The sequence below is a fragment of the Azospirillum mesophilum genome (assembly GCF_053470405.2).
The window spans coordinates 90,187-116,873 of record NZ_JBPXMQ020000020.1; the positions used below are offsets into that span (position 1 = coordinate 90,187).

20 protein-coding genes are annotated in these 26,687 nt (G+C 69.3%); 10 read left to right on the forward strand and 10 right to left on the reverse strand.

Annotation, left to right across the window (positions count from 1 at the left end):
- Positions 1-22: 22 nt before the first annotated feature.
- On the forward strand, positions 23-406 hold the full coding sequence (locus ACSVC7_RS19660) for a dihydroneopterin aldolase (RefSeq protein ID WP_448205914.1): 384 nt from the start codon (positions 23-25) through the stop codon (positions 404-406).
- Positions 407-424: 18 nt separating this feature from the next.
- Here ACSVC7_RS19660 and ACSVC7_RS19665 read toward each other — a convergent pair whose 3' ends face one another.
- The 3 genes from ACSVC7_RS19665 to mutY form a co-directional block, all read right to left on the reverse strand.
- A complete protein-coding gene (locus ACSVC7_RS19665) occupies positions 425-2,980 on the reverse strand; it encodes a sensor histidine kinase (RefSeq protein ID WP_448205913.1) in 2,556 nt (851 codons plus the stop codon).
- 162 nt (positions 2,981-3,142) lie between these two features.
- Positions 3,143-3,901, reverse strand: coding sequence for a DUF1194 domain-containing protein (locus ACSVC7_RS19670; protein WP_448205912.1), 759 nt, complete (start codon positions 3,899-3,901; stop codon positions 3,143-3,145).
- 26 nt (positions 3,902-3,927) lie between these two features.
- Positions 3,928-4,986, reverse strand: a complete 1,059-nt coding sequence (gene mutY / locus ACSVC7_RS19675; protein ID WP_448205911.1) for an A/G-specific adenine glycosylase — start codon at positions 4,984-4,986, stop codon at positions 3,928-3,930.
- A 126-nt stretch (positions 4,987-5,112) separates the two neighbouring features.
- Here mutY and ACSVC7_RS19680 point away from each other — a divergent pair, with 126 nt between their 5' ends.
- The 7 genes from ACSVC7_RS19680 (at position 5,113) to ACSVC7_RS19710 (ending at position 13,060) form a co-directional block, all read left to right on the forward strand.
- Complete coding sequence (locus ACSVC7_RS19680; RefSeq protein ID WP_448205910.1) at positions 5,113-5,577, forward strand: DUF721 domain-containing protein; 465 nt, start codon at positions 5,113-5,115, stop codon at positions 5,575-5,577.
- 69 nt (positions 5,578-5,646) lie between these two features.
- Positions 5,647-6,309 (forward strand): DsbA family protein, encoded by a 663-nt coding sequence (locus ACSVC7_RS19685; protein WP_448205909.1) that lies wholly within the window; start codon positions 5,647-5,649, stop codon positions 6,307-6,309.
- Between the two features lie 38 nt (positions 6,310-6,347).
- Positions 6,348-9,809, forward strand: a complete 3,462-nt coding sequence (locus ACSVC7_RS19690) for a chromosome segregation SMC family protein (RefSeq protein WP_448205908.1) — start codon at positions 6,348-6,350, stop codon at positions 9,807-9,809.
- A gap of 102 nt (positions 9,810-9,911) precedes the next feature.
- On the forward strand, positions 9,912-11,069 hold the full coding sequence (locus ACSVC7_RS19695) for an NAD(P)/FAD-dependent oxidoreductase (protein ID WP_448205907.1): 1,158 nt from the start codon (positions 9,912-9,914) through the stop codon (positions 11,067-11,069).
- Positions 11,070-11,096: 27 nt separating this feature from the next.
- Positions 11,097-11,588 (forward strand): hypothetical protein, encoded by a 492-nt coding sequence (locus ACSVC7_RS19700; RefSeq protein ID WP_448205906.1) that lies wholly within the window; start codon positions 11,097-11,099, stop codon positions 11,586-11,588.
- Between the two features lie 161 nt (positions 11,589-11,749).
- Complete coding sequence (locus tag ACSVC7_RS19705; protein ID WP_448205905.1) at positions 11,750-12,463, forward strand: OmpW/AlkL family protein; 714 nt, start codon at positions 11,750-11,752, stop codon at positions 12,461-12,463.
- Positions 12,464-12,625: 162 nt separating this feature from the next.
- Positions 12,626-13,060 carry a CBS domain-containing protein gene (locus ACSVC7_RS19710; RefSeq protein WP_448205904.1) on the forward strand — a complete coding sequence of 145 codons (435 nt, stop codon included), beginning with the start codon at positions 12,626-12,628 and terminating at the stop codon, positions 13,058-13,060.
- 76 nt (positions 13,061-13,136) lie between these two features.
- On the opposite strand, the gene ACSVC7_RS19715 is transcribed toward ACSVC7_RS19710, so the two are convergent.
- The 5 genes from ACSVC7_RS19715 to ACSVC7_RS19735 all read right to left on the reverse strand — a co-directional run bounded on the left by ACSVC7_RS19715 (position 13,137) and on the right by ACSVC7_RS19735 (position 20,014).
- A complete protein-coding gene (locus tag ACSVC7_RS19715) occupies positions 13,137-13,787 on the reverse strand; it encodes a response regulator (protein ID WP_448205903.1) in 651 nt (216 codons plus the stop codon).
- 422 nt (positions 13,788-14,209) lie between these two features.
- Positions 14,210-16,000 carry an acyl-CoA dehydrogenase C-terminal domain-containing protein gene (locus ACSVC7_RS19720; RefSeq protein ID WP_448205902.1) on the reverse strand — a complete coding sequence of 597 codons (1,791 nt, stop codon included), beginning with the start codon at positions 15,998-16,000 and terminating at the stop codon, positions 14,210-14,212.
- A gap of 16 nt (positions 16,001-16,016) precedes the next feature.
- Positions 16,017-18,377, reverse strand: a complete 2,361-nt coding sequence (locus tag ACSVC7_RS19725; RefSeq protein WP_448205901.1) for a 3-hydroxyacyl-CoA dehydrogenase/enoyl-CoA hydratase family protein — start codon at positions 18,375-18,377, stop codon at positions 16,017-16,019.
- Positions 18,378-18,404: 27 nt separating this feature from the next.
- Positions 18,405-19,541 carry a thiolase family protein gene (locus ACSVC7_RS19730; protein ID WP_448205900.1) on the reverse strand — a complete coding sequence of 379 codons (1,137 nt, stop codon included), beginning with the start codon at positions 19,539-19,541 and terminating at the stop codon, positions 18,405-18,407.
- Positions 19,542-19,552: 11 nt separating this feature from the next.
- Positions 19,553-20,014 carry a MerR family transcriptional regulator gene (locus tag ACSVC7_RS19735; RefSeq protein WP_448205899.1) on the reverse strand — a complete coding sequence of 154 codons (462 nt, stop codon included), beginning with the start codon at positions 20,012-20,014 and terminating at the stop codon, positions 19,553-19,555.
- A 270-nt stretch (positions 20,015-20,284) separates the two neighbouring features.
- Between ACSVC7_RS19735 and ACSVC7_RS19740 the strand changes: the two genes are divergently transcribed.
- The gene (locus ACSVC7_RS19740; protein ID WP_448205898.1) at positions 20,285-20,566 is read left to right on the forward strand and encodes a hypothetical protein; all 282 of its coding nucleotides are present in this window, start codon (positions 20,285-20,287) and stop codon (positions 20,564-20,566) included.
- On the opposite strand, the gene ACSVC7_RS19745 is transcribed toward ACSVC7_RS19740, so the two are convergent.
- Positions 20,493-21,071, reverse strand: coding sequence for a DUF2239 family protein (locus ACSVC7_RS19745; protein ID WP_448205897.1), 579 nt, complete (start codon positions 21,069-21,071; stop codon positions 20,493-20,495). The two genes, ACSVC7_RS19740 and ACSVC7_RS19745, sit on opposite strands and share 74 nt — an antisense overlap.
- Positions 21,072-21,178: 107 nt before the next feature.
- Here ACSVC7_RS19745 and ACSVC7_RS19750 point away from each other — a divergent pair, with 107 nt between their 5' ends.
- Positions 21,179-21,511 carry a GIY-YIG nuclease family protein gene (locus tag ACSVC7_RS19750; RefSeq protein ID WP_448205896.1) on the forward strand — a complete coding sequence of 111 codons (333 nt, stop codon included), beginning with the start codon at positions 21,179-21,181 and terminating at the stop codon, positions 21,509-21,511.
- A 66-nt stretch (positions 21,512-21,577) separates the two neighbouring features.
- Here the strand turns inward: ACSVC7_RS19750 and ACSVC7_RS19755 are convergent, their stop codons facing one another.
- On the reverse strand, positions 21,578-26,401 hold the full coding sequence (locus tag ACSVC7_RS19755; protein ID WP_448205895.1) for an alpha-2-macroglobulin family protein: 4,824 nt from the start codon (positions 26,399-26,401) through the stop codon (positions 21,578-21,580).
- Between the last annotated feature and the right edge of the window lie 286 nt (positions 26,402-26,687).

Consider the following 26,687-nt stretch of genomic DNA (forward strand, 5'->3'; position numbering starts at 1 on the left):
CGGCGTGATAGGCGTGTGCGTCATGAACAAGCTCTTCGCCACCGTCACCGCTCCGGTGCCCCGCTCGGCTCCGGCGGCGTTGTCCACCCGTTGCTTCGTGCGCGATCTGGTCATGGATGCTCTGATCGGCGTCTACGCCCACGAGCGGATCAAGTCGCAACGCATCCGCCTGAACCTCGATCTGGAGGTCGTCGCCCCCGGCGTGACCGGTGAGGACATGGCCGCCGTGGTGAAGGGTCTGGTCAGCCAGGGCCACGTCACCCTGATCGAGACGCTGGCCGAGCGCATCGCCGACCGCTGCTTGTCCGACGCCCGGATCAGCGCGGTGAAGGTGCGCGTGGAAAAGCTGGATGTTTTCCCCGACGCCGCCAGCGTCGGCGTGGAGGTCGAGCGCGCACGCGCCTGACGCGCTTCGCCCCGCGAACTACCCCACCGTTTCCGGCTGCGGTTGCTGCGCCTCCACGCGGCCGGCGGCGACGGCGGGTTGCGCGATGGGGGCGGCGGTCAGCGGCAGGGCGATGGTGAAGCGGCAGCCCCGGCCGGGCTGCGAGTCCACCGAAATGCGCCCGCCCAGCGTGCCCACGACGATGTTGTAGACGATGTGCAGCCCCAGCCCGCTGCCGCCCTCGGTCCGGCGGGTGGTGAAGAAGGGCTCGAAGATTCGTTCCAGGTTTTCCGGCGGGATGCCCTCCCCGTCGTCGGCAAAGTCCAGAACCACACTGGCCAGGCCGTCGCGGCGCACGGTGATGGCGATGGTGCCGGCACCTTCCGGCTTGAAGGCGTGGACCAGCGCATTGATGACCAGGTTCGACACGACCTGCGACAGGGCGCCCGGATAGCTGTCCATGGTGATGCCATCCGGACAGTCGAGCGTCACCCGGTGCGGCGTGCGCTTGAGCTGCGGGGCGAGGCTGCCCAGGACACCGTTCATGTAGCTGCGCAGGTCGAAGGGCCTCCGCGCCTCCGACGTCTGGTCCACGGCCACCTGCTTGAAGCTCTGCACCAACGTGCAGGCGCGCTCCAGGTTGGCCAGGATCATCGCGCCGGCTTCCTCGATCCGATCGATGAACTCGTCCAGGTCCCGGCGGCGCAGACCACCGTCCACGGCCCCGCGCTTGAACTGGCGGGTCAGTTCCCCGAGGTAGGAGGCGGCGGTCACCCCGATGCCCACGGGTGTGTTGATCTCGTGCGCCACGCCGGCCACCAGGGCGCCCAGCGAGGCCAGCTTTTCCGCCTGGACAAGACTTTTCTGCGTGCGTTGCAGGTCGTGCAGGGCGCGTTCGGCCTGCTCCTTGGCGGCGACCAGAGCGTTCTCCGCGTATTTGCGGGCTGAGATGTCGTGCAGCGCCAGGAACATCGCCGCCTCGCCCTCGTAATCCATCGCCATGGCCGACAGCACGCCCCAGAAAGGCCGCCCGTCGGCGGTCTTCAGCCGGGTCTCGAAATCGGTCAGCCGGCCGCGACGGAACACGTCCTGGGCAAAGGCCAGCCAGTCGATGGTGTCCTCCAGGAATTCCGGCACCGCGCGGCCCAGCGCGTCGGCCGCGGGAAGCTCCAGCAGGTCGACGGTCGGTGCGTTGGCGAACAGGATGCGCCCGTCCGTGCGGCGCGCGATGACGATGGGAAAGGGCGAGGATTGCAGGATGGTGTTCAGCCGCCCCTCGCTGGCCCGCAACGCGGCCGTCTGGGTGTGGAGCGCCACCAGCGCGTCGGCGAAGCGTTCCACCGCATGGCCGATGCGGTCGAACTCCTCCAGGGAGGCCGGCGGCAGAGCCACCGGCTGGGGATCCTCCTGCAACACGGCGAGCGCTCTGCTGACGCGCAGCACCGGCTTCACCACATGCCGGCGCAGCAGCACGGTCACGCCGCCCAGCAGCAGCACCGTCGCGGCGATGCCCGCCACGCTGGTCCACAGGCCGCGCCGCCCGTCCTCGACGATGCGTTCGGTCATGCCGAGCGTCGTCGCGGCAGCGTCGCTGGTCAGGCTGTCGGCGAGTTGCTTGAGCTGCCGGTAGGCGAGGTCGCTGTCCTGGCGCACCTGCGCCTGCACGGTCAGGCGGCCGCGGTGCAGGTCGGTCAGCGTGCGCGCGGCCATGAAGCGGTCCAGCACGGAGGCGAGGCGGCCCCGCACGTCGCTCGGCGCCACCGGTCGCTGGACAGGAATGGCGTCGCCGTCGTCATGTTCCGCCGAAGGCCCCCGGACGGGTGCGGACAGGCTGCCGAGCAGGGCTCGCTCGTTGCGCAGCAGGGCGAGGATGTCGTGGTCCACCAGGGCCAGCGCGTCCGCCGTTTCCGTCGCCACCGCTTCACCGTAGAGGCGGCGCAGGTGGTAGAGGTTGCTGAGGAACGTGTAGTCCTGCACCGCCCGGTCCGGCTCGGCCAGCAGCGAGGTGCCCAGAGCCAGCGCGTCGTCCACCCCGGCGAGCGTCTCGCGGATGCTGGCGGTCAGGGCGTCGATCAGATCGGCGCGGTGATTGCTCCGCCGCACCGCGTTCACCGCGCGGTCGAGCTTGTCCAGGACCGACACGTCGACGACCAGGGCGAACTGGCTGGCCAGCGCTTCCGCTTCCTCCAGCGCGGCGGCACGGCGCGCGCGGTCGCGGCTGTTCAGGATCACCTCCGCCAGCCGGCTCAGTTGGGCGGCCGTCATGGCGTTCCGGTGCTGGGCGCCGATGCGCGGAACGGTGGTGTTGCGCGCCTCTTCCGCGATGCCGACGATGCCGAGGAAGGCGGCGCCCACGACGCCGGTCAGGGTGGCGAGCACCAGCGCCACGGCGCCGACCAGCGCCATGGCCGCGGCCTGCAGGCGCGGCTTGCGCCGGGTGCGCCGCCCGTCCATCCGGCGGCCACCGCCGTTCCCGGCGGCCGGACGGTCCGGCACCGCGGGGTCGACCATGGAGGTGCCGGTGTCGGCGCTGTCCGACTCAACGATATCCGCCTCAGCGATGTCCGCCGGCCGAGCCGGCACCCGATCCTGCATGCCCCATTCCCAGACGCTCGCGCACGCGGTGTGCCGCCTTCGGGAATTGCATACTCGAGGATGCTTTCGAAGCCGGCGTCTGCACGCCCTGGTAATCTACCCCCGCCGCCCCATCCTCTCCAGGTGAATTTGTCTCGAACACCAGCGGCTTAGCACCGCAGGTCAAAGATTGGCGGCCGTGATAACCGAGCTTTGGAGCGGGACCGCCGCGATTTCCTGAATCAGCTTTTGCCGCAACGCTTCGACGAAGCTGTCGCGATCCATGGCGGTCTTGACGAAGCAATTGGCGCCGCCGATCACGTTTTCCTGGTAATACTCTTCCAGCCAGGGGAATTCGTCGAGGATGGCCAGCGCGTTGATGGTGATTCCGTGCTTCTCCGCCCGGTCGCGTGCCCCCGCCGGATCCGGCCCGCTGTTGGAAAAGCCGTTCGAGACGATGTCGATGACCTTGCGCGGCGCCTCGATCCCATTGTTCTCGAACAGATTCGCGGAGTCGTCGATGGCGCTGCCCAGCGCCGTGGAATCGGCCTGAAGCCCGCGCGGCGCCGCGGCGATCCTGGCGGAAAAGGCCTTGGCGTCTTCGGCGCTGCCCAGGATCGTCCAGGGCACGAGCACCCGCAGGCTGTGCGGGCCGGAAAAGACCACCAGCGTGGCCGCCACGCCGCCAGCCGACACCGCATCGGCCAGCGAAGGGTCGAGGAAGGCGGCGGCGTGCCCCTGCAACTGGAACTCCAGGTCCCCGTCGGTGATGGAGGCGGAACCATCCACCGCCAGCACCAGTTCCAGCGACACCGATTTCGCGGCGGATCTTGCGGCTGGGGAGTCGGGCTTGGCGGGCGGATCCTTCTTCTTCGGTTCAGCCACCGCGGGCGCGGCCAGCACCAGCGCCGTCAAAAATCCCAGGAACGCCCGCCGCAGCATGCTCCACCCACTCGCCGTTATACGCCTCAAGCGTGGGCAAGCGCGTGGCGCACCACCTTCATCATGACGGAGGGAAGCGCCTGCCCGCCCAGCCGGTCGACGGGAACCCACAGTCCCTCGGCCCGCCGCCAGCCGTCGCCCGCCTGCGCGGCGACCACACCAAGTTCCAGGTGAAAATGGCTGAAAGTATGGCGGACCACGCCGGGCAGCCGGCTCCAGGGCGCGTCCAGCGGCGCGTCCCGCATCACCACCGTGTCCGAGGGGGCGCTGTCGGTCCAGCCGGTGGAGGGCACCTCGGTCATGCCGCCCAGCAGCCCCTCCTCCGCGCGCCGTCGCAGCAGCACGGCGCCCTCCGGGTTCAGCAGCCAGTAGGCGACGCCGCGCCGGGTCGGTTTGTCGGCCTTGGCGGCCTTGCGCGGCAGTTCCTCCTGAATACCGGCGGCCCGCGCCTCGCACCATTCGGCCCAGGGGCAGAGCATGCATTTGGGCTTGCGCGGGGTGCAGACCGTGGCGCCCAGGTCCATCATCGCCTGCGCATAGTCGCCGGGCCGCGCGTCGGGCGTCAGCGTCGCGGCCAGCGCGCGCAGCTTGGGTTTGACGTTCGGCAGGGGCTCCTCGACGGCGAAGATGCGGGCGATCACCCGCTCCACGTTGCCGTCCACCACCGTCGCCTTGCGCCCGAAGGCGATGGAGGAAATCGCCGCGGCGGTGTAGGCGCCAACGCCCGGCAGGTCCAGCAGACGCGCCTCCTCCTCCGGAAAGCGCCCGCCCAGTTCGTTCGCCACGACCTGCGCGCACTTATAAAGATTGCGCGCCCGCGCGTAGTAGCCGAGCCCCGCCCAGGCCACCAGCAAATCGTCCAGCGGCGCGTCCGCGAGGTCGCGCACGGTCGGCCAGCGTTCCGTGAAGGCGCGGAAATAGGGAGCCGCCGCCGGCACGGTGGTCTGCTGGAGCATGATTTCCGACAGCCAGACGCGGTAAGGATCGGCCACCTCCCCCGGCTTGGCGCGCCAGGGCAGGTCGCGGCGGTGATGGTCGTACCAAGTGAGAAGCCGCTCGGCGGCGGCGCGGGGATCGGCGATCATGGACCCAACAGATAGGACTTCCTACCGATCAAAGAAAGTTCGCCGGAGAAAGTCTCCGGTGGGGTGCTGGCGGACACCGGCCCGCTTGCGTTAGGGTGCCGGCATGATTCATCGGGATTTTCGACCATGAGCGGACCGCGACTCATCGGCAAGGCCGTACCGGAGGTGGCTGGCAAGGCGCTGGGCAAGCGCGGTCTGGCCTTCGGCGCGCTCATCAACGACTGGCCGTCCATCGTCGGGCACCAGCTCAGCCTGCGCACGGCTCCCGACAAGCTGAGCTTCCCGCGCGGCAAGCGCGAGGACGCCGTCCTGCACATTCGCGCCATGGGCGCCATCGCGCTGGAGCTTCAGCATCTGGAGCCGCAGATCGTGGAGCGCATCAACAGCTTCTTCGGCTACCGCGCGGTGGCGAAGATCAAGCTGATCCACGCCGCCCCCATTACCCCGACCAAGCCGGTCGTGCGCCCGCGCACCCTGACCATGGACGAGGAGATGTCGGTGATGACCACCACCTCCGCCATCGAGGACGAGGAGCTGCGCGCCACGCTGGAACGCTTCGGCCGCTCCCTTCTGGCGCGGCCGAAACGGTGACGGCCACGCTCTTGCCGCAATGCGGTTGTTCCGTCTATAACATCAACATCTGGTAGGGAAGAGGCCAAAGTGAACCGCAACCTTTTGGGTATTCTGGTCCTGCTCGGCGTTGGGATGACGCTGATCGTGGGGCTCGCCATCGCCGGATCGCGTCCGTCCAACGGCCAGACCCTTCCCGCGCAGCTGGCCGAGTTGCCGGCGACGGCCGACCTGCTGGCCGACCGCGTGATGGGCGACCCGAAGGCACCGGTGACGATCCTCGACTATTCGTCGATGACCTGCCCGCACTGCGCCGCCTTCCACACCGAAACCCTGCCGAAGCTGAAGGAGCAGTACATCGACACCGGCAAGGCGAAGCTGGTGTTCCGCGACTTCCCCTTCGACCAGGCGGCGCTGCGCGCCTCCATGCTGGCCCGCTGCGCGCCGCCGGAGCGCTACTACCCGCTGCTTGAGGTGCTGTTCAAGAGCCAGGCGCAGTGGAGCCGCGCCGCCGACCCGGCCAAGGCGCTCGCCCAGTACGGCAAGCTCGCCGGCATGAGCCAGGCGACCATCGACGCCTGCATGGCGAACACCGCGCTGGCCGACGGTATCCTGCAAAGCCGCCTGACCGGCCAGGACAAGTACAAGGTGGAGGCGACTCCGACCTTCGTCCTGAACGAGGGCGCCGAAACCATCAGCGGCGCCCAGCCGCTGGAGGTCTTCGCCAAGGCCATCGACAAGCTCGCCAAGTAATTCACCAAACAATTCACGCTTACTAAGGTTCGTTCGCGGTGCATTTCACGCGCCTCCGCCTGTCCGGCTTCAAGTCCTTCGTCGATGCGACGGATCTGGTGATCGAGCCGGGCATGACCGGCATCGTCGGCCCCAACGGCTGCGGCAAGTCGAATCTGGTGGAGGCGCTGCGCTGGGTGATGGGGGAAACCTCCGCCAAGAAGATGCGCGGCGACGACATGGACGACGTCATCTTCGGCGGCACGGCCAACCGCCCGGCGCGCAACCTGGGCGAGGTCGCGCTGCTCATCGACAACCGCACGCGCACCGCCCCCGCCGGCTTCAACGAGCATGATGAGCTGGAGGTGACGCGCCGGATCGAGCGCGGCAACGGCTCCGACTACCGCATCAACGGCAAGCTGGTGCGGGCGCGCGACGTCCAGCTTCTCTTCGCCGACAACGCGTCGGGCGCCAACAGCCCGGCGCTGGTCAGCCAGGGCAAGGTCGGCCAGATCATCAACGCCAAGCCGCAGGACCGCCGCATGCTGCTGGAGGAGGCGGCGGGCATCACCGGCCTGCACTCCCGCCGGCACGAGGCGGAGCTGCGGCTGAAGGCGGCCGAAACCAACCTGATGCGCCTCGACGACGTGATCGGGGCGATGGACACCCAGCTCCAGAGCCTGAAAAAACAGGCGCGTCAGGCCGCCCGCTACCGCAACCTGTCCGAACAGATCCGCAAGGCGGAAGCGGTGCTGTGGCACCTGCGCTGGATCGCGCACGAGGCAGAGCTGTCCCGCGCCCGCGCCGCCTTCGCCACGGCGGAGAACGCGGTGCGCGAGCTGATGCTGGCCGTCACGCAGCTGACCACCCGGCGCACGGACGACGCCGCCGGCCTGCCCGAGAAGCGCCAGGCGGAGGCCGCCGCCGCCGCCGGCCTGCAACGGCTGGTCATCGCCAAGGAACAGCTCGACGCCGAGGAAAAGCGCGTTGCCGAGCAGCAGCGTGCCCTCGTCTCCCGCCTTCAGCAGATCGCCGGCGACCTGGGGCGCGAGGAAGCGCTGGCCGCCGACGCGGGCGACGCGCTGGCCCGGCTGGAGGCCGAACGCGACCGCCTCCTGGCCGCCCAGGACGACGAGGAGATGCTGGAGGAGGCTGCCCGCGAGGCGCTGGCCGAGGCCCGCGAGGCCGTGGACGACCTCGACCGCGAACTGACCCGCCTGACCGAGCAGGTCGCCTCCGACGAGGCCCGCCGCGCCGCCACCCAGCGGCAGGTCGCAGAGTTCGAAACGCGCGCCGCCGGCCTCTCTAAGCGCCTGTCGGAGCAGCAGGCCCAGCGCGAGTCCCTCGAACGGGACATCGCCGCCCGCGCCGACGTGGCGGAGGCCGAACTGGCCGTCGAACTGGCCGAGCAGCGCCTTGAGGAAGCCCGCGAGGCTGCCGAGCAAGCCGAACGCGCCAAATCCGACGCCGAACCCGCCCAGGCCCGCGCCCGCGAGGCCCTGCAAGCCGCCGAATCCGCCCGCGCCAAGCTGAAGGCGGAGGAAAAGGCGCTGTCCGAGCTTCTGTCCGCCGGGGCCGGGGACCTGTTCCCGCCTCTGGTGGACGCGGTCACCGTGGCGCCCGGCTATGAAGGCGCGCTCGCCGCCGCCCTTGGCGACGCCCTGACCGCCCCCCTGGACGAGGCCGCGCCCGTCCACTGGCGCCAACTTCCGCCCTACGACTCGACCGCCGCCCTGCCCCCCGGTGCGGAACCGCTCGCCCGGCAGGTCAACGGTCCGGCCGCCGCCACCCGCGCCCTGTCGCACATCGGCGTGGTCCCGAATGCGGAGACGGGCGCCAAGCTCGCCCCCACCCTCGCCCCCGGCCAGATCCTCGTAAGCCGCGACGGCGGGGCGTGGCGCTGGGACGGGCTGATCGTCCAGGCCGGCGCCCCAACCGCCGCCGCCGTGCGCCTGAAGCAGCGCAACCGCCTGAACGAGCTGCGCGGCGAGCTGGACCTCGCCGACGAACAGCTCGACGTGGCTCGCGAATCGCTGGACGAAGCCAAGCGCGCCGTGGAGGAAGCCGCCCAGGCCGACCGCCGCGCCCGCGACGCCGTGCGCGAGGCCTTCGCCGGCGTCACCGCCGCCCGCGACCGCCACGCCAAGCTGGCGCGCGAGGCAGATGCTGCGGCATCAAAGCTGTCCGCCCTCGTGGAGGGCATCGAACGCCTGTCGGCGGACCAGCAGGAGGCCGACGCCAAGCTGGCCGAGGCCAGAGAGCTCCTCGACGCCCTGCCCGACCCTCGGGAGGGCCGCGACGCCGTCAACGATCGCCGCGCCACGCTGGCCGAACGCCGCACCACGCTGGCCGAGAAGCAGAACGCGCTCGACCGCCTGACCCGCGAGGCCCAGGCGCGCCGCCAGCGTCTGTCGGCCATCCAGCAGGACATCGCCTCCTGGGGCACCCGCTCCGCCGGGGCCGGCGGCCGAGTCGCCGAGCTGAAGGAACGCGCGGCCGCCGCCGAAGCCGATCTCGCCCACCTGCAAAGCCGCCCCGCCGAAATCGAGGCCGACCGCCAAACCCTGCTTGGCAAGATCAGCGAGGCCGACCGCGCCCGCAAGCGCGCCGCCGACGTGCTGGCCGAGGCCGAAACCCGCCTCGCCGAGACGGAAAAGGCGCTCAAGCAGGCTGAATCCGGCCTCGCCGACGCCCGCGAGGCCCGCGCCCGCGCCGAGGCCGCCGTTTCCGCCGCCATGCAGAACGGCCAGTCCCTGACCGAACGCATCGCCGAGCGTCTGAACTGCCGCCCCGAGCAGACCCGCGCCGCCGCCGACCTCGCCCCCGATGAGCTCCTGCCCGAGGTGGCCGTCCTCGAATCGCGCCTGGAAAAGCTGACCCGCGAGCGCGAGAACATGGGTCCGGTGAACCTGCGCGCGGAGATCGAGGTCGCTGAACTCGAAACGCAGATCACCAGCCTGCAAACCGAACGCGAAGACCTGATCAGCGCCATCGCCCGCCTGCGCCAGGGCATCAGCAGCCTGAACCGCGAGGCGCGCGAACGTCTGGTCGCCTCCTTCGACACGGTGAACCGCAACTTCCAGGACCTGTTCACCCGCCTGTTCGGCGGCGGCAAGGCTTATCTGGAGCTGGTCAACGCCGAGGATCCGCTGCAAGCCGGCCTGGAAATCTACGCCAGCCCGCCGGGCAAAAAGCTGCAAGTGCTTTCCCTGCTGTCCGGCGGCGAGCAGGCCCTGACCGCGCTGTCGCTCCTCTTCGCCGTCTTCCGCTCCAACCCCGCGCCCATCTGCGTGCTGGACGAGGTGGACGCCCCCCTGGACGAGGCGAACGTCGGCCGCTTCTGCGATCTGGTCGACGACATCGCCCGCGAAGGCAACACCCGCTTCCTGATCATCACGCACCACCGTCTGACCATGGCCCGCGTCGACCGCCTGTTCGGCGTCACCATGGTCGAACGCGGCGTTTCCCAACTCGTCAGCGTAGACCTGAAACGCGCCGAGGAACTGCGCGGCGCGGCGTAACGCAAGTCTCAAGACCAGATCCCGTTCCACTCGCCCCCGCCCAGGGCTTACGATGCTCCGTAAGCACTGCCGTACCGGCTGCCGTGCCGGGAAAGGAGAATCGTGGAGCGCATTGATTTTCTGGTGATCGGGGCCGGCATGGCCGGGGCCTCCGCCGCGTATGAGCTGGCCTCGCATGGCTCCGTCCTCGTGCTGGAGCGGGAGAGCCAGCCCGGCTATCACTCCACCGGGCGGTCGGCGGCGCTCTACACCCAGACTTACGGACACCCGACCGTCCGCGCCCTCACCGTCGCGAGCTGGGACTTTTACGCCTACCCGCCGGAGGGCTTTTCGGAGCATCCGCTGCTGACCCCGCGCGGGGTTCTGTTGATCGGCCGCGCCGACCAGACCGCCGCGCTGGACCGCGACTTCACCGAGGGGCGCCGCCTGACACCGACCGTGGAGCGGTTCGACCGCGCCCAGGCGCTCGCCCGCGCGCCGTTCCTGCGCGAGGACTATGTGGCCGGCGCGGTGTGGGAGCCCGACGCCATGGACATGGACGTCCACGCCATCCACACCGGCTACCTGCGAGGGCTGAAGGCGCGCGGCGGCCGGGTGGTCACCGACGCCGGGGTGCAGGCGGCCCGCCGCCGCGACGGGCTGTGGGAGATCGAAACTCCCGCCGGGATTTTCGCCGCACCGGTGCTGGTCAACGCGGCCGGCGCCTGGGCGGACGCGCTGGCCGGCATGGCCGGGGTGCGCCCCATCGGGCTGGTGCCGAAACGGCGCACCGCCGTCACCTTTGATCCGGTCTTCGATCCCGCCTTCCCCGATCCCACCGACTCCGCCGGGCTGAACGGCTGGCCGATGGTCATCGACGTGGACGAGCAGTTCTACATGAAGCCCGACGCCGGGCGCATCCTGCTCTCCCCCGCCGACGAGACTCCCGTCGAACCCTGCGACGTTCAGCCGGAGGAGATGGACATCGCCATCGCCATCGACCGGCTGGAACAGGCGGTTCGTTTCAGCGTTCGGAGAATCGCGCACAAGTGGGCTGGGCTTCGCAGCTTCGTTTCCGACAAGGTTCCGGTGGCCGGTTTCGACGACGGCGCGGAGGGCTTCTTCTGGCTGGCCGGACAGGGCGGCTACGGCATACAGACGGCCCCCGCGATGGGCCGCACCGCCGCCGCCCTGGCGACCGGCCGTTCCTTGCCGGCGGAGGTCGCCGCACTCGGCGTGCGCGCCGAGGATCTGGCGCCCGCCCGCCTGCGGTGCGCCTGACCGGGGGGGGGGGGGGGAGGAACAGGCATGACCAAGCCGTGGAAGGGAGCGTCCATCCTGGGGCGCTGGCTGGTTCTGACCGGATTCGGAGCGATCGGCGCCTGCGCCAACCCGGCCGCCGATCAGGCGATTTTCGCGCAGAACGCGCTGATCGGCCTGCCCAAGCAGACCCTGCTGTCCTGCGCCGGGGTTCCCGACCGGCAGGCCACGTCCGGAAATCTGGAATTCTTCACCTATCACAGCGGCCGCCTCGTCTCCTACCCGGCCTGGGGCGGCTATGGCGGGTACTGGTGGCCCTATTACGGCTACGGTCCCGGCTGGCCCGGCGGCTATTACGACGTCGCGAGCATCGACTGCGAGGCGACCTTCACCCTGCGCAACGGCGTGGTGGAGCGCATCGTCTATGGCGGCGCATCGTCCGGATCGTCGCGGCTGGGCCAGTGCTACACCATCGTGCAGAACTGCCTGGCGCAGATTCCACAGTCGACGCCCCCCGGAGCCGCGCCGCCGGCGCGGTGAGCGAAGCCGTCCATGCGACATCTCGCCGCTGTTGCAAAGCCGCCGCAGCACACCGGATTGGTTGAACCAACCATAGCAACCCCACGGGAAGTCTGGTATTAGACTTCCAGGCAATAGCCACAAAAAACATCAGCGAAATTTTCTGCCTGGAGCGTGAACCCATGACCATCCTGAAGCGCGCCGCCGCCGCCCTGCTGGCGACCACGGCTCTCGCCGCCGTTTCCTCCCCGTCGCTGGCCCAGGATTTCAAGGGCAAGTCCGCTGGCGACATCCTGGTCCGCGCCCGCGCGCTGGCCGTGGTCCCGCAGGAGAAGGGCGCCCTGAACGCCGGCGCCCCGGTCAACGGCCGCATCGGTGACGCGCAGGTCGGCAACGACTACATCCCGGAACTCGACTTCTCCTACTTCGTCACCGACAACATCGCTCTGGAGCTGATCGCCGGCACCAGCCGCCACAACGTCCGCGGCTCGGTCACCAGCGGCCTGGGCAGCACGGTCGAGATCGGCAAGGTGTCCCTGCTGCCGCCGACCCTGACCGCGCAGTACCACTTCTTCTCGAAGGAGCGCATCAGCCCCTACGTCGGCGCCGGCGTCAACTACACCTTCTTCTACCGTGAAGACGCGTCGAACAACCGCAACGGCAAGGGTCTCGCCATCACCAGCACCGACTACGAGAACCGCTTCGGCTGGGCTCTGCAGGCCGGTGTGGACGTCGCCCTGGCCGGCAACTGGTCGCTGAACTTCGACGTGAAGAAGATCTTCCTGAAGACCGACGTGAAGGCGAACGCCAACCTCGGCGCGCTGAACATTCCGGTCAGCTCGAAGGTCACGCTCGATCCGTGGCTGGTCGGCGTCGGCCTCGGCTACCGCTTCTAATCCAGCGCTTCGCGGCGCCTCCATACGGGCGCCGCGCGGTTGGAATACGGGCCGGGTACCTCTTTGGGGGTGCCCGGCCTGTTCTTTTTCGCGCCTTCCACCGCCGCCGATGCTGCGGGAGCATTCTCCTTCACAAAGTCCGGGAGGAGAGGAACTGCCGCCATGCACATCGCCGCCGTTTTGAAGAGGAAGGGCAGCACCATCATCACGTCCAACCCGAACGACCGGGTGGACGTGGTTGCCCGCAAGCTCGCCCAGCACCGAATCGGCGCTGTTCTGGTGATGAGCGACGATGGATCCCCCGCCGGCATTCTGTCGGAGCGCGACATCGTGCGCGCCGTGGCGGCCGAAGGCTCGGCCGCGCTGGAACGCCCGGCCGGCGACCTGATGACCCGCGAGCTGGTCACCGGGCGCCCCTCCGACACCGTCTCGCAGATCATGGCGGTGATGACCGAACGGCGCATCCGCCACCTGCCCATCGTGGAAAGCGGGCAGCTGGTCGGGCTGGTCAGCATTGGCGACGTGGTGAAGGCCCGCCTCGACGACGCCGAATTGGAGGTCGAGTCGCTGCGCGGCTATGTCGCCGGCATGGGCTGATACACCGCAGGAAAAGCAAAAGGCGCCTGCGGACAGCTCCGCGGGCGCCTTTTGTTTGGACGAATGACGGAGCCCGTTACGCGGAATGCGACTGCGGGAAGGCCATCGCCGCCTGGGTGCGGTTGCGCACGCCCAGCGACTTGAAGATCGCCGTCATGTGAATCTTGACCGTGCCTTCCGACAAGCCGAGTTCATGTGCGATCTGCTTGTTGGACTTGCCTTCGCGCAGGCGGTCCAGCACCTCCCTCTGGCGCTGGGTCAGCAGGTGCTCCAGCTGCGGGTCGGCCGGCGGCACGGCGGCACCGCCGATGCGGGCCTCGACGTCGCCCCCCTCGCGCAGCACCGTCGGCGGCACGTAGACGCCGCCGGAGAAAATCAGGTCCAATGCGCTCAGCATGATCTTCACGCTGGACGACTTCGGAATGTAGCCCGCCGCGCCATGTTCCAGCGCGTCGCGCACGTCGTGGTGCGCCTCCGACGCGGAAACGACGACGACCTTGGCGTCCGGCTGCTTTTCACGCAGCGCCTGGATGCCGGAGAAGCCAGGCCAGCCAGGCATGCGAAGGTCGGTCAGGACGAGATCGTATTTCTCCCCGGCCCCGGCCTTTTCCAGCAATTCATCGAAGTTGCTGGCCTCCTCGAATGTGGCGCCTTCCTTCAGCTGCTCCAGCAGCCTGCGCAATCCCTCCCGGAAAAGCACATGGTCGTCTCCGATCAGGATCCTCATGAGCGGTGCCCCCGTACACTGTGCTTTCAAAGTTCCGTCACACGCTTTCAGAAAAATGCGGTCTGACTTCAAGGATCATATGACCCAAATCCAAAAGATATAAAAAAGCCCTATCCTGCATAATGGCCATTCAGATGTACCACGATTCGGCGTGTCCGGACAACACGAATTTAACCTTAGTCACACTCATAGGCTCGGCGTCACGCATAATGTCGCATAGCAGCATTGAACATCGCGCGGTCCAGGGCAGAAGCTTTCCGTTCGAAGGAAATTTCCCACAAAAGAAACAGGATCTTAGAAAAGAGTTCCGGGTGAACTACCGCCCCTCTTCCATATGCACAAGTCTTTACGAAAAAAGGCCGGGCATGATGCAGATTGCACCACACCCGGCCCCAACACACAAAACCGGCGTGAAAACAACCTCAGAACGCAGCGTCTTCCAACTCCATCAACGGCTTCGCTCCCGCCACGATGGTGATGAACAGAGCATTCGTCTGCGGCAGCAGCTTCGCCATATAGAAACGGGCCGTCTTGATCTTGGCCTCAAGAAAGGCCGCGTTGCCCTGCCCGGCGGCCAGCCTCGCCTGGGCCGCCCGCACCATCCGCAGCCACATCCAGCCCAGCGCCACCAGCCCGAACAGGCGCAGATAGTCGCTGGCCGCGGCCCCCGCCTCCTCGGGGTCCTTCAGGCCCTTCTGGGCGATCACGGCGGTCGCCTGCTGCAGCTTCGCGAAGGCCTTGGCGAGCGGCAGCACGAACTCCGCCAGTTCTTCCTTCTCCATGTCGGCTTCCAGGTCGGCCGCGACGGGATGGAAGAAGCGGCGCAGCAGCCGGCCCATGTCCTGCCCCATCTTGCGGCCCACGAGGTCCAACGCCTGGATGCCGTTGGTGCCTTCGTAGATCTGGCAGATGCGGGCGTCGCGGACATACTGCTCCACGCCGGTCTCCCAGATGAAGCCGTGGCCGCCGTGCACCTGCACCGCGATGTTGGCCGACTCGAAGCCGATGTCGGTGAACAGCGCCTTGACGATGGGCGTCATCAGCTGGACGAACTCGTCGGCCTCCTGCCGCGTCCGGGCATCGGGGTGACGTTCCGCGACGTCGAGCTTGTAGCCGACCAGCGCGCCCAGCGCGCGAGCCCCTTCCGTGTAGGCGCGGGCGGTCAGCAGGTTGCGGCGCACGTCGGGGTGGACGATGATCGGGTCGGCCGGCTTGTCCGGCGCCTTCGCCCCCTTCAGCGACCGGCCCTGGAGCCGTTCCCGCGCGTAGTTTACCGCGTTCTGATAGCTGACCTCGGCCAGCCCCAGCCCCTGGATGCCCACGGCGAGGCGGGCCGCGTTCATCATCACGAACATGGCGCGCATGCCCTTGTGCGGTTCGCCGACCAGCCAGCCGGTGGCGTCCTCGAAGTTCATGACGCAGGTGGCTGAGGCCTTGATGCCCATCTTGTGCTCGATGGAACCGCAGGCGACGCCGTTGCGCGGCCCCGGCGTGCCGTCGTCGTTCGGCAGCAGCTTCGGCACCAGGAACAGGCTGATGCCGCGCGTGCCGGCCGGCGCGTCGGGCAGACGCGCCAGGACGAGGTGCAGGATGTTCTCCGTCAGGTCATGCTCGCCGGCGGAGATGAAGATCTTCGTGCCGGTGATGTTGTAGCTGCCGTCCTCCTGCGGGATGGCCCTGGTGCGGATCAGGCCCAGGTCGGTGCCGCAGTGCGGCTCGGTCAGGCACATGGTGCCGGCCCAGGTGCCGTCCACCAACCGCCCGAGGAAGCGCTGCTTCAACTCCTCGGAGCCATACATGGACAGGGCGTTGTAGGCGCCCAGCGACAGGCCCGGATACATGCCGAAGCTGAGGTTGGCGGAGCAGATGAACTCCTCCAGCATCGTGTTGACCAGCTTCGGCAGGCCCTGCCCGCCATAGGCCGGGTCGCAGGACAGGCCCTGCCAGCCCGCCGCGATGTACGTGTCGTACGCTTCCTTGAAGCCGGTGGGCGTGCGCACGACGCCGTTCTCGAACGTACAGCCTTCCTTGTCGCCGGACTGGTTGAGGGGGAACAGCACCTCCTCGCACAGCTTGGCACCTTCCTCCAACACCTGCTGGATCAGGTCCGGCGTGGCGTCCTCGTATCCCGGCAGTTCGGCCAGCTTGCCCGCACCGACGATCTCGTCGAGGACGAAGCGCACATCCTCCAGCGGAGCCTTGTAGATCGGCATTGTTCGTCCCCTCCCTTTAATTCCGCAGCGGCTTGCCGGTGGTCAGCATGTGCTCGATCCGGTCGATGGTGCCGGCGGTGCGCACCAGTTCCATGAAGGCCTGACGTTCCAGACCCAGCATCTGGTCCTCGGTCACCGGCTCCGTGACGTCGGCCTTGCCGCCGGTCAGCACCTCGGCCAGCTTGCCGCACACCACGACGTCGTGCGGGGTGGCCTTGCCCTGCAGGGCGAAGCCTTCCAGGAACAGTTCCAGCGCGGTTTTGCCGGTCGGTCCGGGCAGCGCGTAGGTCGTCGTCGAAGGCGGGGTGTAGTTGGCCGCCAGTTCCAGCGCCTTGGCCTTGGCGTCGGCCAGCAGGCGGTCGCGGTTCATGGTGATGCCATCGGTCGGGCGCAGGTACATCAGGTCCTTCGCCTCCGCCGCCGACTTGGCGACCTTGGCGAGGCTGATGGTCTCGAAAGCCGTGGCGATGGGGGGCATCGGCCCCTTGGGCGCCTTCGGGTTCTTCGAATAGCGGGCCAGCATCTCCGTGCAGCCGCCCCAGGCCGGGATCAGGCCGACGCCGACCTCGACAAGGCCCATGTAGGTCTCGGCGTGCGCCTGGACGTGGTCGGAATGCAGCAGGATCTCGCAGCCGCCGCCGAGCGCCATGCCGCTGGGCGCCGCCACCACCGGGAAGGGCGCGTATTTCAGCGCGCGGTAGGTGCGCTGTCCGGCTTCCACCATCTCCTCGATCTGCGGCCACAGGCCGATGTTCAGCACGAAGAGCGCAAGGCCCAGGTTGGCTCCGACCGAGAAATTGTCGGCCTCGTTGTGGATGACCAACGCCTTCCAGTCACCGCCCTTCCCATACCCTTGGCCGTCGCCGATCAGCCCCATGGCCTTGCCGTAGGCGGCCATGATGTCGCCGTCCACGGCGTTCATCTTGCTGGTGAACTCGACGCACAGCACGCCGTCGCCGATGTCCCACAGACTGGCCGAGCCGTTCTTCCACACGGGCTTGCTCGCCCGCTTGATGTCGGACAGCAGCAGCACGCCGTCGGGCCGCACCACCGTGTCGTAGACACCGCCGGTGGTCAGGTGCTGGAGCTTGCCGTCCTCGACCCGGTAGAAGGGCCGGCCGGCGGCCTGTTCGACCAGCGGCGGGACTGGAATGCCCTCGCTGCGGCAGAGATCCGCGAACCAGGCGGTGCCCAGCCGGTCGATCAGCTCGAACGGCCCGTGCTTCCAGTTGTAGCCGAGCCGCATGCCCTCATCGACCGCGACGATGCTGTCGGCGATCTCCGGCACCAGCGAGGCGGCGTAGGCCAGCGTGTGGGCCAGCACCTTGCGGGCATACTGGCCGGTCTTGTCGGGGAACTCGGCCAGCGCCTTCAGGTCGCGCCCGGCGGCGGTGACGCTCTCCAGCCTCGGCTTGTCGGAGCGGCGGTACTCGCCGGTGGTCAGGTCGATGGCTTCCTTGACCTTCCCGCCGCCGGTGCGGTTCAGACGGTAGAAGCCGCCCTTGCCCTTGCGGCCGGTGTAGCCCTCCGCGATCATCGTCGTGATGACCGGATGCTCCCGGAAGGCGCTTCGGTAGGCGTCCTGTTCCGGCAGGGTGGCGAGCAGGCTCTTGGCGATGTGCGGCATCAGGTCGAGCCCGACGAGATCCACCAGCCCGAACACGCCCGTCTTCGGGATGCCCATGGGGCGTCCGACGATGGCGTCCGCCTCCTCCACCGTCAGGCCCAGGTCCACGGCGGCGTTGATGGCCGTCTGGATCCAGTAGACGCCGATGCGGTTGGCGATGAAGCCCGGCGTGTCCTTGCAGCGCACCACGCCCTTGCCCAGCCCGCGGTCGCAGAAGTCCGCCACGGCGGCCAGCGCATCCGGCCGCGTCTGCTCCCCGCCGACGATCTCCAAAAGCCGCATGTAGCGCGGCGGGTTGAAGAAGTGGGTGATCAGGAAGTCGCGCTTGAAGGCCTCCGACTGGCCCTCCACCAGCACGCCGAGCGGAATGGTCGAGGTGTTGGAGGACACGACCGAGCCCGCCTTGCGCACCGGGTCGATGCGCCGGTAGAGGTCGGCCTTGACCGCCGGGTTCTCCACGATGGCCTCGACGATCCAGTCGACGTCGGCCAGCAGGTGCAGGTCGTCCTCCAGGTTGCCGGGGGTGACCAGCCGGGCGTTCTTCGGGTGCATGAAGGGCGCGGGATCGGCCTTCAGCAGCTTCTGCACGGCCCCCTTGGCGATGGCGCTGCGGTCTTCCCCCTCCCCCTTTGTTGTATTGGGCGCGGGGATGTCCAGCAGGACGACCGAGATGCCGGCGTTCGCGAAATGGGCGGCGATGCCGCTGCCCATCACGCCGGAGCCGATCACGGCGGCGCGTTCGATTTTCATGAGCGTTGCCTCCCTCGCCTGCCGCCGTCAGACCGCTTCCAGGATGGTGGCGATGCCCTGCCCGCCGCCGATGCACTGGGTGGCAAGCGCGAACTGCTTGCCCTCGCGCTTCAGCAGGGCCGCCGCCTTGCCGGTGATGCGGGCACCGGTGGCGCCCAGCGGGTGGCCGAGCGCGATGGCGCCGCCGTCCAGGTTCACCTTGCCCGGGTCGATGTCGAGATCCCGCATGCAGGCGATGGCCTGGGAGGCGAAGGCCTCGTTCAACTCGATCACGTCGATGTCCCGGATGGACAGGCCGGCGCGCTTCAGCGCCTTCTGGGTCGCCGGGACGGGGCCGAGGCCCATCACCTCCGGCGCGCAGCCGGCGACGGCGATGGAGCGGATGCGGGCCAGGATCGGCAGGCCGTTGGCCTTGGCGTATTCCTCCGTCGTCACCAGCACGGCGGCCGCGCCGTCGGTCAGCGGGGAGGAGGTGCCGGCGGTCACCGAACCGTCGGCCATGAAGGCGGGCTTCAGCGTGCCCAGCGTCTCCGCCGTGGTGCCGGGGCGGATGCAGCCGTCACGCTCCACCGCACCGGCGGGGGTGGCGATCGCGACCATCTCTTCGGCGAAGCGGCCCGCGTCCTGCGCCGCGGAGGCCTTGGCGTGGGAGGCCGCGGCCAGAGCTTCCTGCTCGGCGCGGGTGATCTGGTAGCGGCGGGCGACATTCTCCGCCGTGATGCCCATGGAGCAGTAGGCCTCCGGGTAAATCTCCTTCAGGCCCGGATGGGGCAGCGGGTTGTAGCCCATGATCGGAACGCGGGTCATCGACTCGATGCCGCCGCAGATGAACACGTCGCCGGCCCCCATCTGGATGGCGCCCGCCGCCTGATGCACCGCCTGCATGGAGGAGCCGCAGTAGCGGTTGATCGTCGTGGCCGCCGCCGTCTGCGGCAGCTTCGCCAGGAAGGAGATCGTGCGGGCGACGTTCATGCCCTGCTCGCCTTCCGGAAAGGCGCAGCCGACCACCACGTCTTCGACATCCTGCGGGTTGACGCCGGTGCGCTCGACCAGGGCCGCGATGACGCTGGCCAGCAGGTCGTCCGGGCGGACCTTGGTCAGTTCGCCCTTGTTCGCGAAGGCGAAGGGCGAGCGGGCATAGCCGGCGATAACCACCGATTTCATGGGCGTCGAAGTCATGAGTGCGTGTCCTCCGTGGTCGGCGTCTCCGTGAGTCCGCGGCTGCGGAAATGTTCGGAGATCTGGGTATCGATGGTGCGAAGCTCGTCCAGCGTCTGCCGGACGTCCTGAAGCTGGCGTTCGAGGTCGGCGATGCGCCGCCGGGCGAGCCGCTGCATGAAGCGCATCTGCTCCAGCTGCGCCTCGTCGGCGTCGTAAAGCGTCAGGAATTCCTTGATGTCGGCGAGGCTGAAGCCCAGCCGCTTGCCCCGGCAGATCAGCGCGAGTCGCGCCCGGTCGCGGTGGCTGTAGACGCGGGCCGTGCCCTCGCGCGCCGGGGCGAGCAGCCCTTCGTCCTCATAATGGCGGATGGTGCGGTGGGTCAGGCCGAACTCCTCGGCCAACTCGCCGATGGAATGGGTGCGGGAGTCGTCCTCGCCGATCCCGTCGCGCCCCAGACTCCGCGCCGCCTGCGCCATGCCCGTCCGTTCCTTCCCTGCGACCCTGTTGCCCCATGTTGTCATGGGTTGACGTTTACGTAAAGGTAAGGCGGTCACGGAGGGCTGTCAAGCGGGCACCGGCGCAGCAACCGCTGCTACTCCTGGCTGTTGCGTGGGGGTGCGGCGCACGCGCGCTGTGACAGGATGCCACGGGTGGTTTGGACACCGAACCATGGCACCCTCAAATGGGAATCAAAGATCCGCCGGCCGCGAAAGCCCAGGGCGGACGAGCACGGGTTGGGGCAGCCGATGTCGTCACGCGCCATCGTATCGCTGGGAGTCTGGATCCTCGCCATGGTGCTGGTCGGCACCATGACGGTCGGATTCGCGCTGGTTTTCTACGTCGCGCTGACCGCCTTCTTCGCGGTCGTCGTGGCGGTCATGATGATGCTGACCCGCCGACGGGACGAACGGCAGCAGGGCGCGACCTGGACCGACCGGGCCGCGCCGGCCTCCCCTATCCCTCGCCGAAGGCCGGAGCCGCCAGACGCCGTGCGTGGTCCCGAAGATCGGTGGGCCAGCGCTCCGTAAGCTCCCGGAATCGCACGCCGTCGCCGGCGTAGAGCGCGCGCGAGGCGTCCTCCCAACCCGGTTGGTTGCCGAGCATCGCCAGCATGAAGCGGTCCGCCGCGGACTGTGCCCGACGGATCCGTTCGGTGGCCTCCCCCTTGGCGCGGGCCGCGTCGATCAGCCGCCGGATCGCCGCCGACGCCCCTTCCGGCTGCGCGGCCAACCATTCCCAATGACGCGGGAGCAGCGTCACCTCGCGTGCCACCACGCCCAGCTTGGGACGCCCGCGCGACCGCGCTGTGCCGGCAGCCGGTTCCTCCGGTGCTGGCCGCAGCCGCGTCACGACCTCCTCGTCGCTGCCCCGCAGGTCGAAATCGACCTGACGCCCGGTCCGGTCGTCGAAGACGAGGATCCCCGTGCGGTCGGCGGAATCCGCGTGCTTGATGGCGAGCGCCACGTCCCACGGCGTTCCGCTCGCAAACAGCCCGTCGCCCAGGAAGGCCGTGCAGGATGTGTCCTCGGTCACGATGGCTCTCTCCCGTTCATGTTCACGCAGGATTTATACCCGGATAAAAACCTTGAGCGCAATATCATCCGGGTGTAAATACCGCTGCGAAACGACGGGAGGTCATGATGGGTGAGGACAGGAAGGCCGCCGTGGCCGCCTACAAAGAGCGCAAGGCCGTGGCCGGCGTCTACGCCGTTCGCTGCGCGCCGAGCGGTACGGTGTGGGTCGGCACGGCCCCCGACCTGGGCAAGATCCAGAACCGCCTGTGGTTCGAATTCCGCCTGAAGGGCAGCCCGCACCGCACGCTGCAAGCCGCCTGGGACGAGCACGGCCCCGATGCCTTCACCTTCGAGGTGATGGAGAGCCTGAAGGAGGAAACGCTGCCCTTCGCCCGAAAGGCGGAACTGAAAGCGCGCCTTCAGCACTGGAGCGAGGCGCTGGGCGCGGAAGCGCTCTGAACGGATAAACGAAAAGGGGCTCCGCCGCAGTCACGACGAAGCCCCTTTTCGTTTGTTCCAACGCGCTTATTCCGGCAGCACGCGCAGCCGGGTCGCGGCGGTGCGGGCCGTCTGCTGGGGACGGTACACGTCCTCCACCGTGGCGCCGGGCAGCGCGAAGTCGCCCGGAGTCACCGCGCGCACGAGATAGACCAGCTTGAAGCGCGGCGCCTGCTTGGTCAGGTCCACGGCGGCGACGAAGCGGTCGTCGCGATAATCCACCGAACGCGGCACCGTCAGTTCACCCAGCCAGGACAGGTCGCCGAGCGGCGCGCCGTTGCCGGCCAGCCGCACCGCCTCGATCTCGAAGCCCGCCGGGATCGCGTCGGTGATCAGCGCCTGATGGTCCGCCGGGTCGCCGGCCGAGCCCTCCAGCATCACGACCAGCCGTTCGTTCTGGCGCACGGCCGCCGGGTCGACCGGGTGGCCGTTCGTGTCGAAGACGCCGCGCGTGACCGTCATGCCCTGCTCGTCCGCGCCGGGCAGCGCCTCGGCGGTGCCGATGACGGAGACGATCTGGCGCACCGGCTCCCCTCCGGCGTTGCGCAGTTCCGGCGGAGCGGCCGGGTCGATGCGCTGGAACAGGGGCTTGGCGCCCTCCTGCACCTGATCCCCCACGGCGAGCTTCATCGGCGGGGCGCGGTCGATCAGCGCCTTGGCCGCCAGCAGCGTCCAGGCCTGTTCCTGCGCGCTGGTGGCGCGGACAGCGGCGTAGGTCTTGGCAAGGCGGTCCGCCGCCTGGGCCTGGCGGTCGCGGTCCACCACCCCGCTTTCGGCCATCAGCGCCACCACCCCGGCGTCGTCCCGCAGGGAGGAGCCGTAGTCGCGCAGGCTGGCGGACACGACGCGCGCGCCGGCCAGCCGGCCGAAGGCCTCGGCCGCCCGGTTGCCGTCGCCGAGCGCGGCGATGGCGGTGGCGACCTGGGCGCGGGCGAAGTCGGTCTGCAGCTTGTCCCAGAAGTTTTCCTGGAAGTAGCGGACCGCCCCGGCGTCGATCATCTTGGCACGGGACAGAACATACAGCGCGTAGGCGCGGCCGGGCAGCTCGTCGGATTCCACCCAGGCGTTGTCCAGCGCCGCCTTCAGCCCGTCCAGCCCCTTGCGGAACGGCACCTCCGGCACGCGGTAACCGGCGGCCTTGGCGCGGCCCAGGAAGTCCAGCGCGTAGGCGGTCAGCCAGGAGTCGGCGTCGCCCTTCGGCGTCCAGGCGGCGAAGGCGCCATCCGCCCGCTGGAAGGTCAGCGCGCGGTCGACGGCCCGCTGCACGCGCGCCTTCACCCTCTCGTCCGTCGCAATGCCGAGCCCCACGGCCACGTCGCCCAGCGGCAGCAGAGGCAGCGCGCGGCTGACCGTGCCCTCCAGCCCCCCGTTGAAGCCCCCGCCAACGCCGGACCGTTCCAGCGCGGCGAGCAGGCCGGGCAGGTCGATGTCCAGCGGCAGGCCGACCGCCAGCGCGGCCGAGGCCGTCTCCGGACGCAGGCCGGCCAGCAGGTCGGCCGGCAGCGCGACCGTCTTGCCCGGTTCCAGCATCGTGGCCGTGCGGCGCGTCACCAGCGGGGCCGCCGGGCGCACCGTGACCTCCCATTGGCGCGTCACGCGCAGGCCGTTCGGCCCGGTGAGGTCGAGCGCGATGTGCCCCGCACCGACCGACTCAGCCGTCAGCACGCGGCCGGCGGTCGCCCGCTTGCCGCGGCCGAGGTTCTTCACGGTGATGTCCGCGTCGCTGAACGACACCGCACCGCTGGCGATCAGCTTCACCTGATAGTCGCCGGCCGGGCCGTCGAGGTTGTCGAGCGTCACCGGCACCACGGCCTTGTCGCCGGGGGTCAGAAAGCGCGGCGCGCCGAGGTCGGCCAGGACCGGATCACGGACCAGGATCGAGGACTCGGCGTGGCCCAGCTTGTCGCCGCTCCAGGCCACGGTCATCAGGCGCAACCGGCCCTGGAAGTCCGGAACGTTCAGCGGCACCGACACCTTGCCGTCCGCCCCCACCGGGACGACGCCGGAGAACAGCGACACCACCCGTTCCGACTTCTGCGGCACGGTCACGCCGACCTGCCGCAGGCGCGGGGCGGCGGTCGGTCGGGTCTGCGTCGCGTCCGCCACCGCCGGATCGATCAGCCGCCCGAAGGAATCGCGCAGCTCGACGCCCAGGCGGCGCTTGCCGAGGTAATGGGCGTTCGGGTCCGGCGTGTGCTGGTCGGTCAGCTGCAGCACCGCGTCATCCACGGCGGCGACCGTCACGAAGGCCATCTGGCCATCGGGAACCCCGTCGAGCGTGACCTCGGCCGAAACGGGGCGGCGCGGCTCGGTCTCCGCCGGCGCGGCGACGCGGACGCCCAGCGCGCGCTGTCCCGCGTCCACCCCCAGCCAGGACAGGCCCACCGCGCGGCGCGCGGAGCCGTTGCCGCCGGTCCCGTTCGGCTGGCCGGGTGTGGCGAAGGCGGTCGCCAGCACATAAACGCCGCCGGTCCAACTCGGATCGACCGGGATTTCCAGGAAGGCGCCCTCCGGCCCAATCCGCCGGGTGGCGGTCTGCCGGATCCGGCGGTCGGCCACGGCGATCAGCACTTGACTGTCGTAAGGCGGCTTCACATAGACCCAGGCCGTCTCGCCGCCCTTGTAGGCCGGCATCATGACCGTCACGTCCACCTCGTCCGGACGTTCGCCCGCCGTCGGGGTCATCCACCAGCCGGCGGCGAAGCGCACGCTGCTGGCGACGCCGGTCTTGGGGTCGAACACCTCCAGCCGGTAGCGCCCGGCGGCGACCGGAGCCTCGACGGCGCCCGGCTTGGCGACGAGGGTCGCCAGCGTGCCGCCGGTGACGCGCTGGTCGCGCACGGTCACCTTGTAGTCCCAGCGCCCGTTCGCCTCGAACCACGTGTAGTCGTAGTCTTCCTCGAACAGCTCGTAGGACAGCTCGTCCTTGTCCATCGGCTGCCCATCCGGCCCGGCCGCCACCACGTCAAAGCCGGCGGTGGCGCCTTCCGGCACCCCGTCACCCTCGAAGCGCGGGCGGATGCCGATGGCAAAGGGCTGGTGGCGCACCGGCAGCACCAGCTCGCGGCTGACGGAGCGGCCGCCGATGTCCAGCACCGTGGCGCGGACGACGGCCTCCAGCGGCTTCGTGCTCTCCGGCGCCTTGGGCAGGGCGAGGTCGAGCTTCGCCTGACCGCTGCGGCTGGTGGTGAAGCCCGGCAGTTCCGTGCGCTGCGGCTTCACCTCTTCCTGGGCGAGGCCGAAGCGGTAGCCGGGCAGGTTCGGGTAGGGATTGGCCGCGGCGCGCAGGGTCACCGCCAACTCGCCCGGCAGGCCCGCCGCCGGAGCGCCGTAGAGAAAGTGCCCATCGACGGTCAGCACCGTCTTGGCGTCGGCGGGCAGCTCCTTCGCCTCGGCGGTCAGCGCCACGTCGAGACGCGGCGGCACGAAATCCTCCACCAGGAACTCCGCCCGGCCAAGCACCGGCCCCAACGCGGCGCCCTGCTCGGGCTCGCCATGCGCGGTCACGGTCCAGGTGCCGGTGAAGGCGTTGGCCGGAAGGTCGATGCGGGTGGCGAAGCTGCCGCCGCCGGACTCGGCCAGCGGGCGCCGGTCGACCTCGAAGCCGTCGGGGCGCTGGATCCGCAGCGTCACCGGGCGGCCGATCACCGGCTTGGCGTCGGCGTCGCGCAGCAGCATCGCCAGTTGCACCGTCTCGCCGGGCCGGTAGATGCCGCGCTCCGTATACAGAAAGGCGTCGGGCTGGCCCGGCGCGGCGCGGACCACGGCGGGGGCCGGCGCGGCACCGTTCGGCGGTGTGTTCGCCACCGTCGGCGTCACGAGGTCGAGGAAACCGAAATCGCCGGCCCCGCGGTAGGCGAACAGCGCTTGCGGAGCTTCGCCCCCGGCGGCGCGCAGCGCGGCGAGGTCGAAGCGGGCCAGCCCGTCCGGCCCGGTCTGCACCTTGCCCAGCTCGGTGTTGTTGCGGGCGAGCAGGCGCAGTTCCACCCCCGCCTCCGGCGCGGCGGTCGCGACGGAGCGGGTGAAGACGACCAGCGAGTCGTCGCCGACGATGGTGTTCAGGCCGAGGTCGGAAACCACGAACCACTGCGTCGCCTTGTGGTCCCAGCCGCCGGGCTTGATGTCCTCGGTGCTGGCGACGGCGATGTAGACGCCGGGCTCCAGACGGCCCAGCACGGCGTCGATGGGGAACTGCGTCACCACGGTCTGGTTGCGGCTGGCGCTGATCGCCATCTCGCCCCGCCACACCTCCTGGCCGGAGCGGTCGAGGATCTCGCCCACCTCATGGTCGGAGAACTGTTGGCTTAGGCGCCCGAAATAGATCTTTTCGACCAGCGAGCGGTCGTTGATCCGCAGCACCTGGAGCTTCGCGCGGTCCAGGTTGATGGTGCGCAGCGGCAGCCCTTCCGAGCCGACGCGCGGCAGGATGTAGCCGGCCCCGCGGAAAGCCAGCGCCGGCTTGCGGTTGGGCACCTCGATCTCGCGGATGTCGGTGGCCGGCAGACGCTTTCCGTCGGTGCCCGGCAGCCCTTCGCGCAGGGTGATCCGGTACTTCTGCCCGTGCTGGAGTCCCTCCACGCACAGCGTGCGGTCGCGCGCGACGGCGGCGCCGTCGAAGACGGCCCCCTCGGTCGCCGGCCTCACCTCCACATAGTCGCGGTAGTTGACCGCGCGGGACTTCTCCAGCCGGTCGGTGAAGGTGAAGCAGGCCTGCGGGGTGTCGCGCTCGGCCACCACCTCGGTGCCGGACACGCCGAAGGGCGCTGGTTCCGGCGGCGGGGCCTCGGCGGCGAGGACGGAAGCGGAGGAGGCGACGAGGACGGCACAGACACGCGCCAAAGCACGCAACATTCGAATTTCCCTGGACCGGCCGCCCCACACCGAAGCGGCCGGGGCGACGCTTAAGAAAACCGGCGCGGAGTATGCCCAAGCGATTGCCGTTTCGCCACGGCTTTAAAGCGCACGCCCCGCGGGCGGTCCCGAAAAGCGGCGCACGCCTATCGGGCTATGCACGGGCGTCGGGCCAAGGAGGCTTAACACTACTCTGCCAGCCCGACCGAGAGGACGGTTCCGCAAGTCTGTTAAGCATTCCAGTACAGTTTCTGGGAGGCGGCGATGGGCAGGGCCGAAGCGGCGT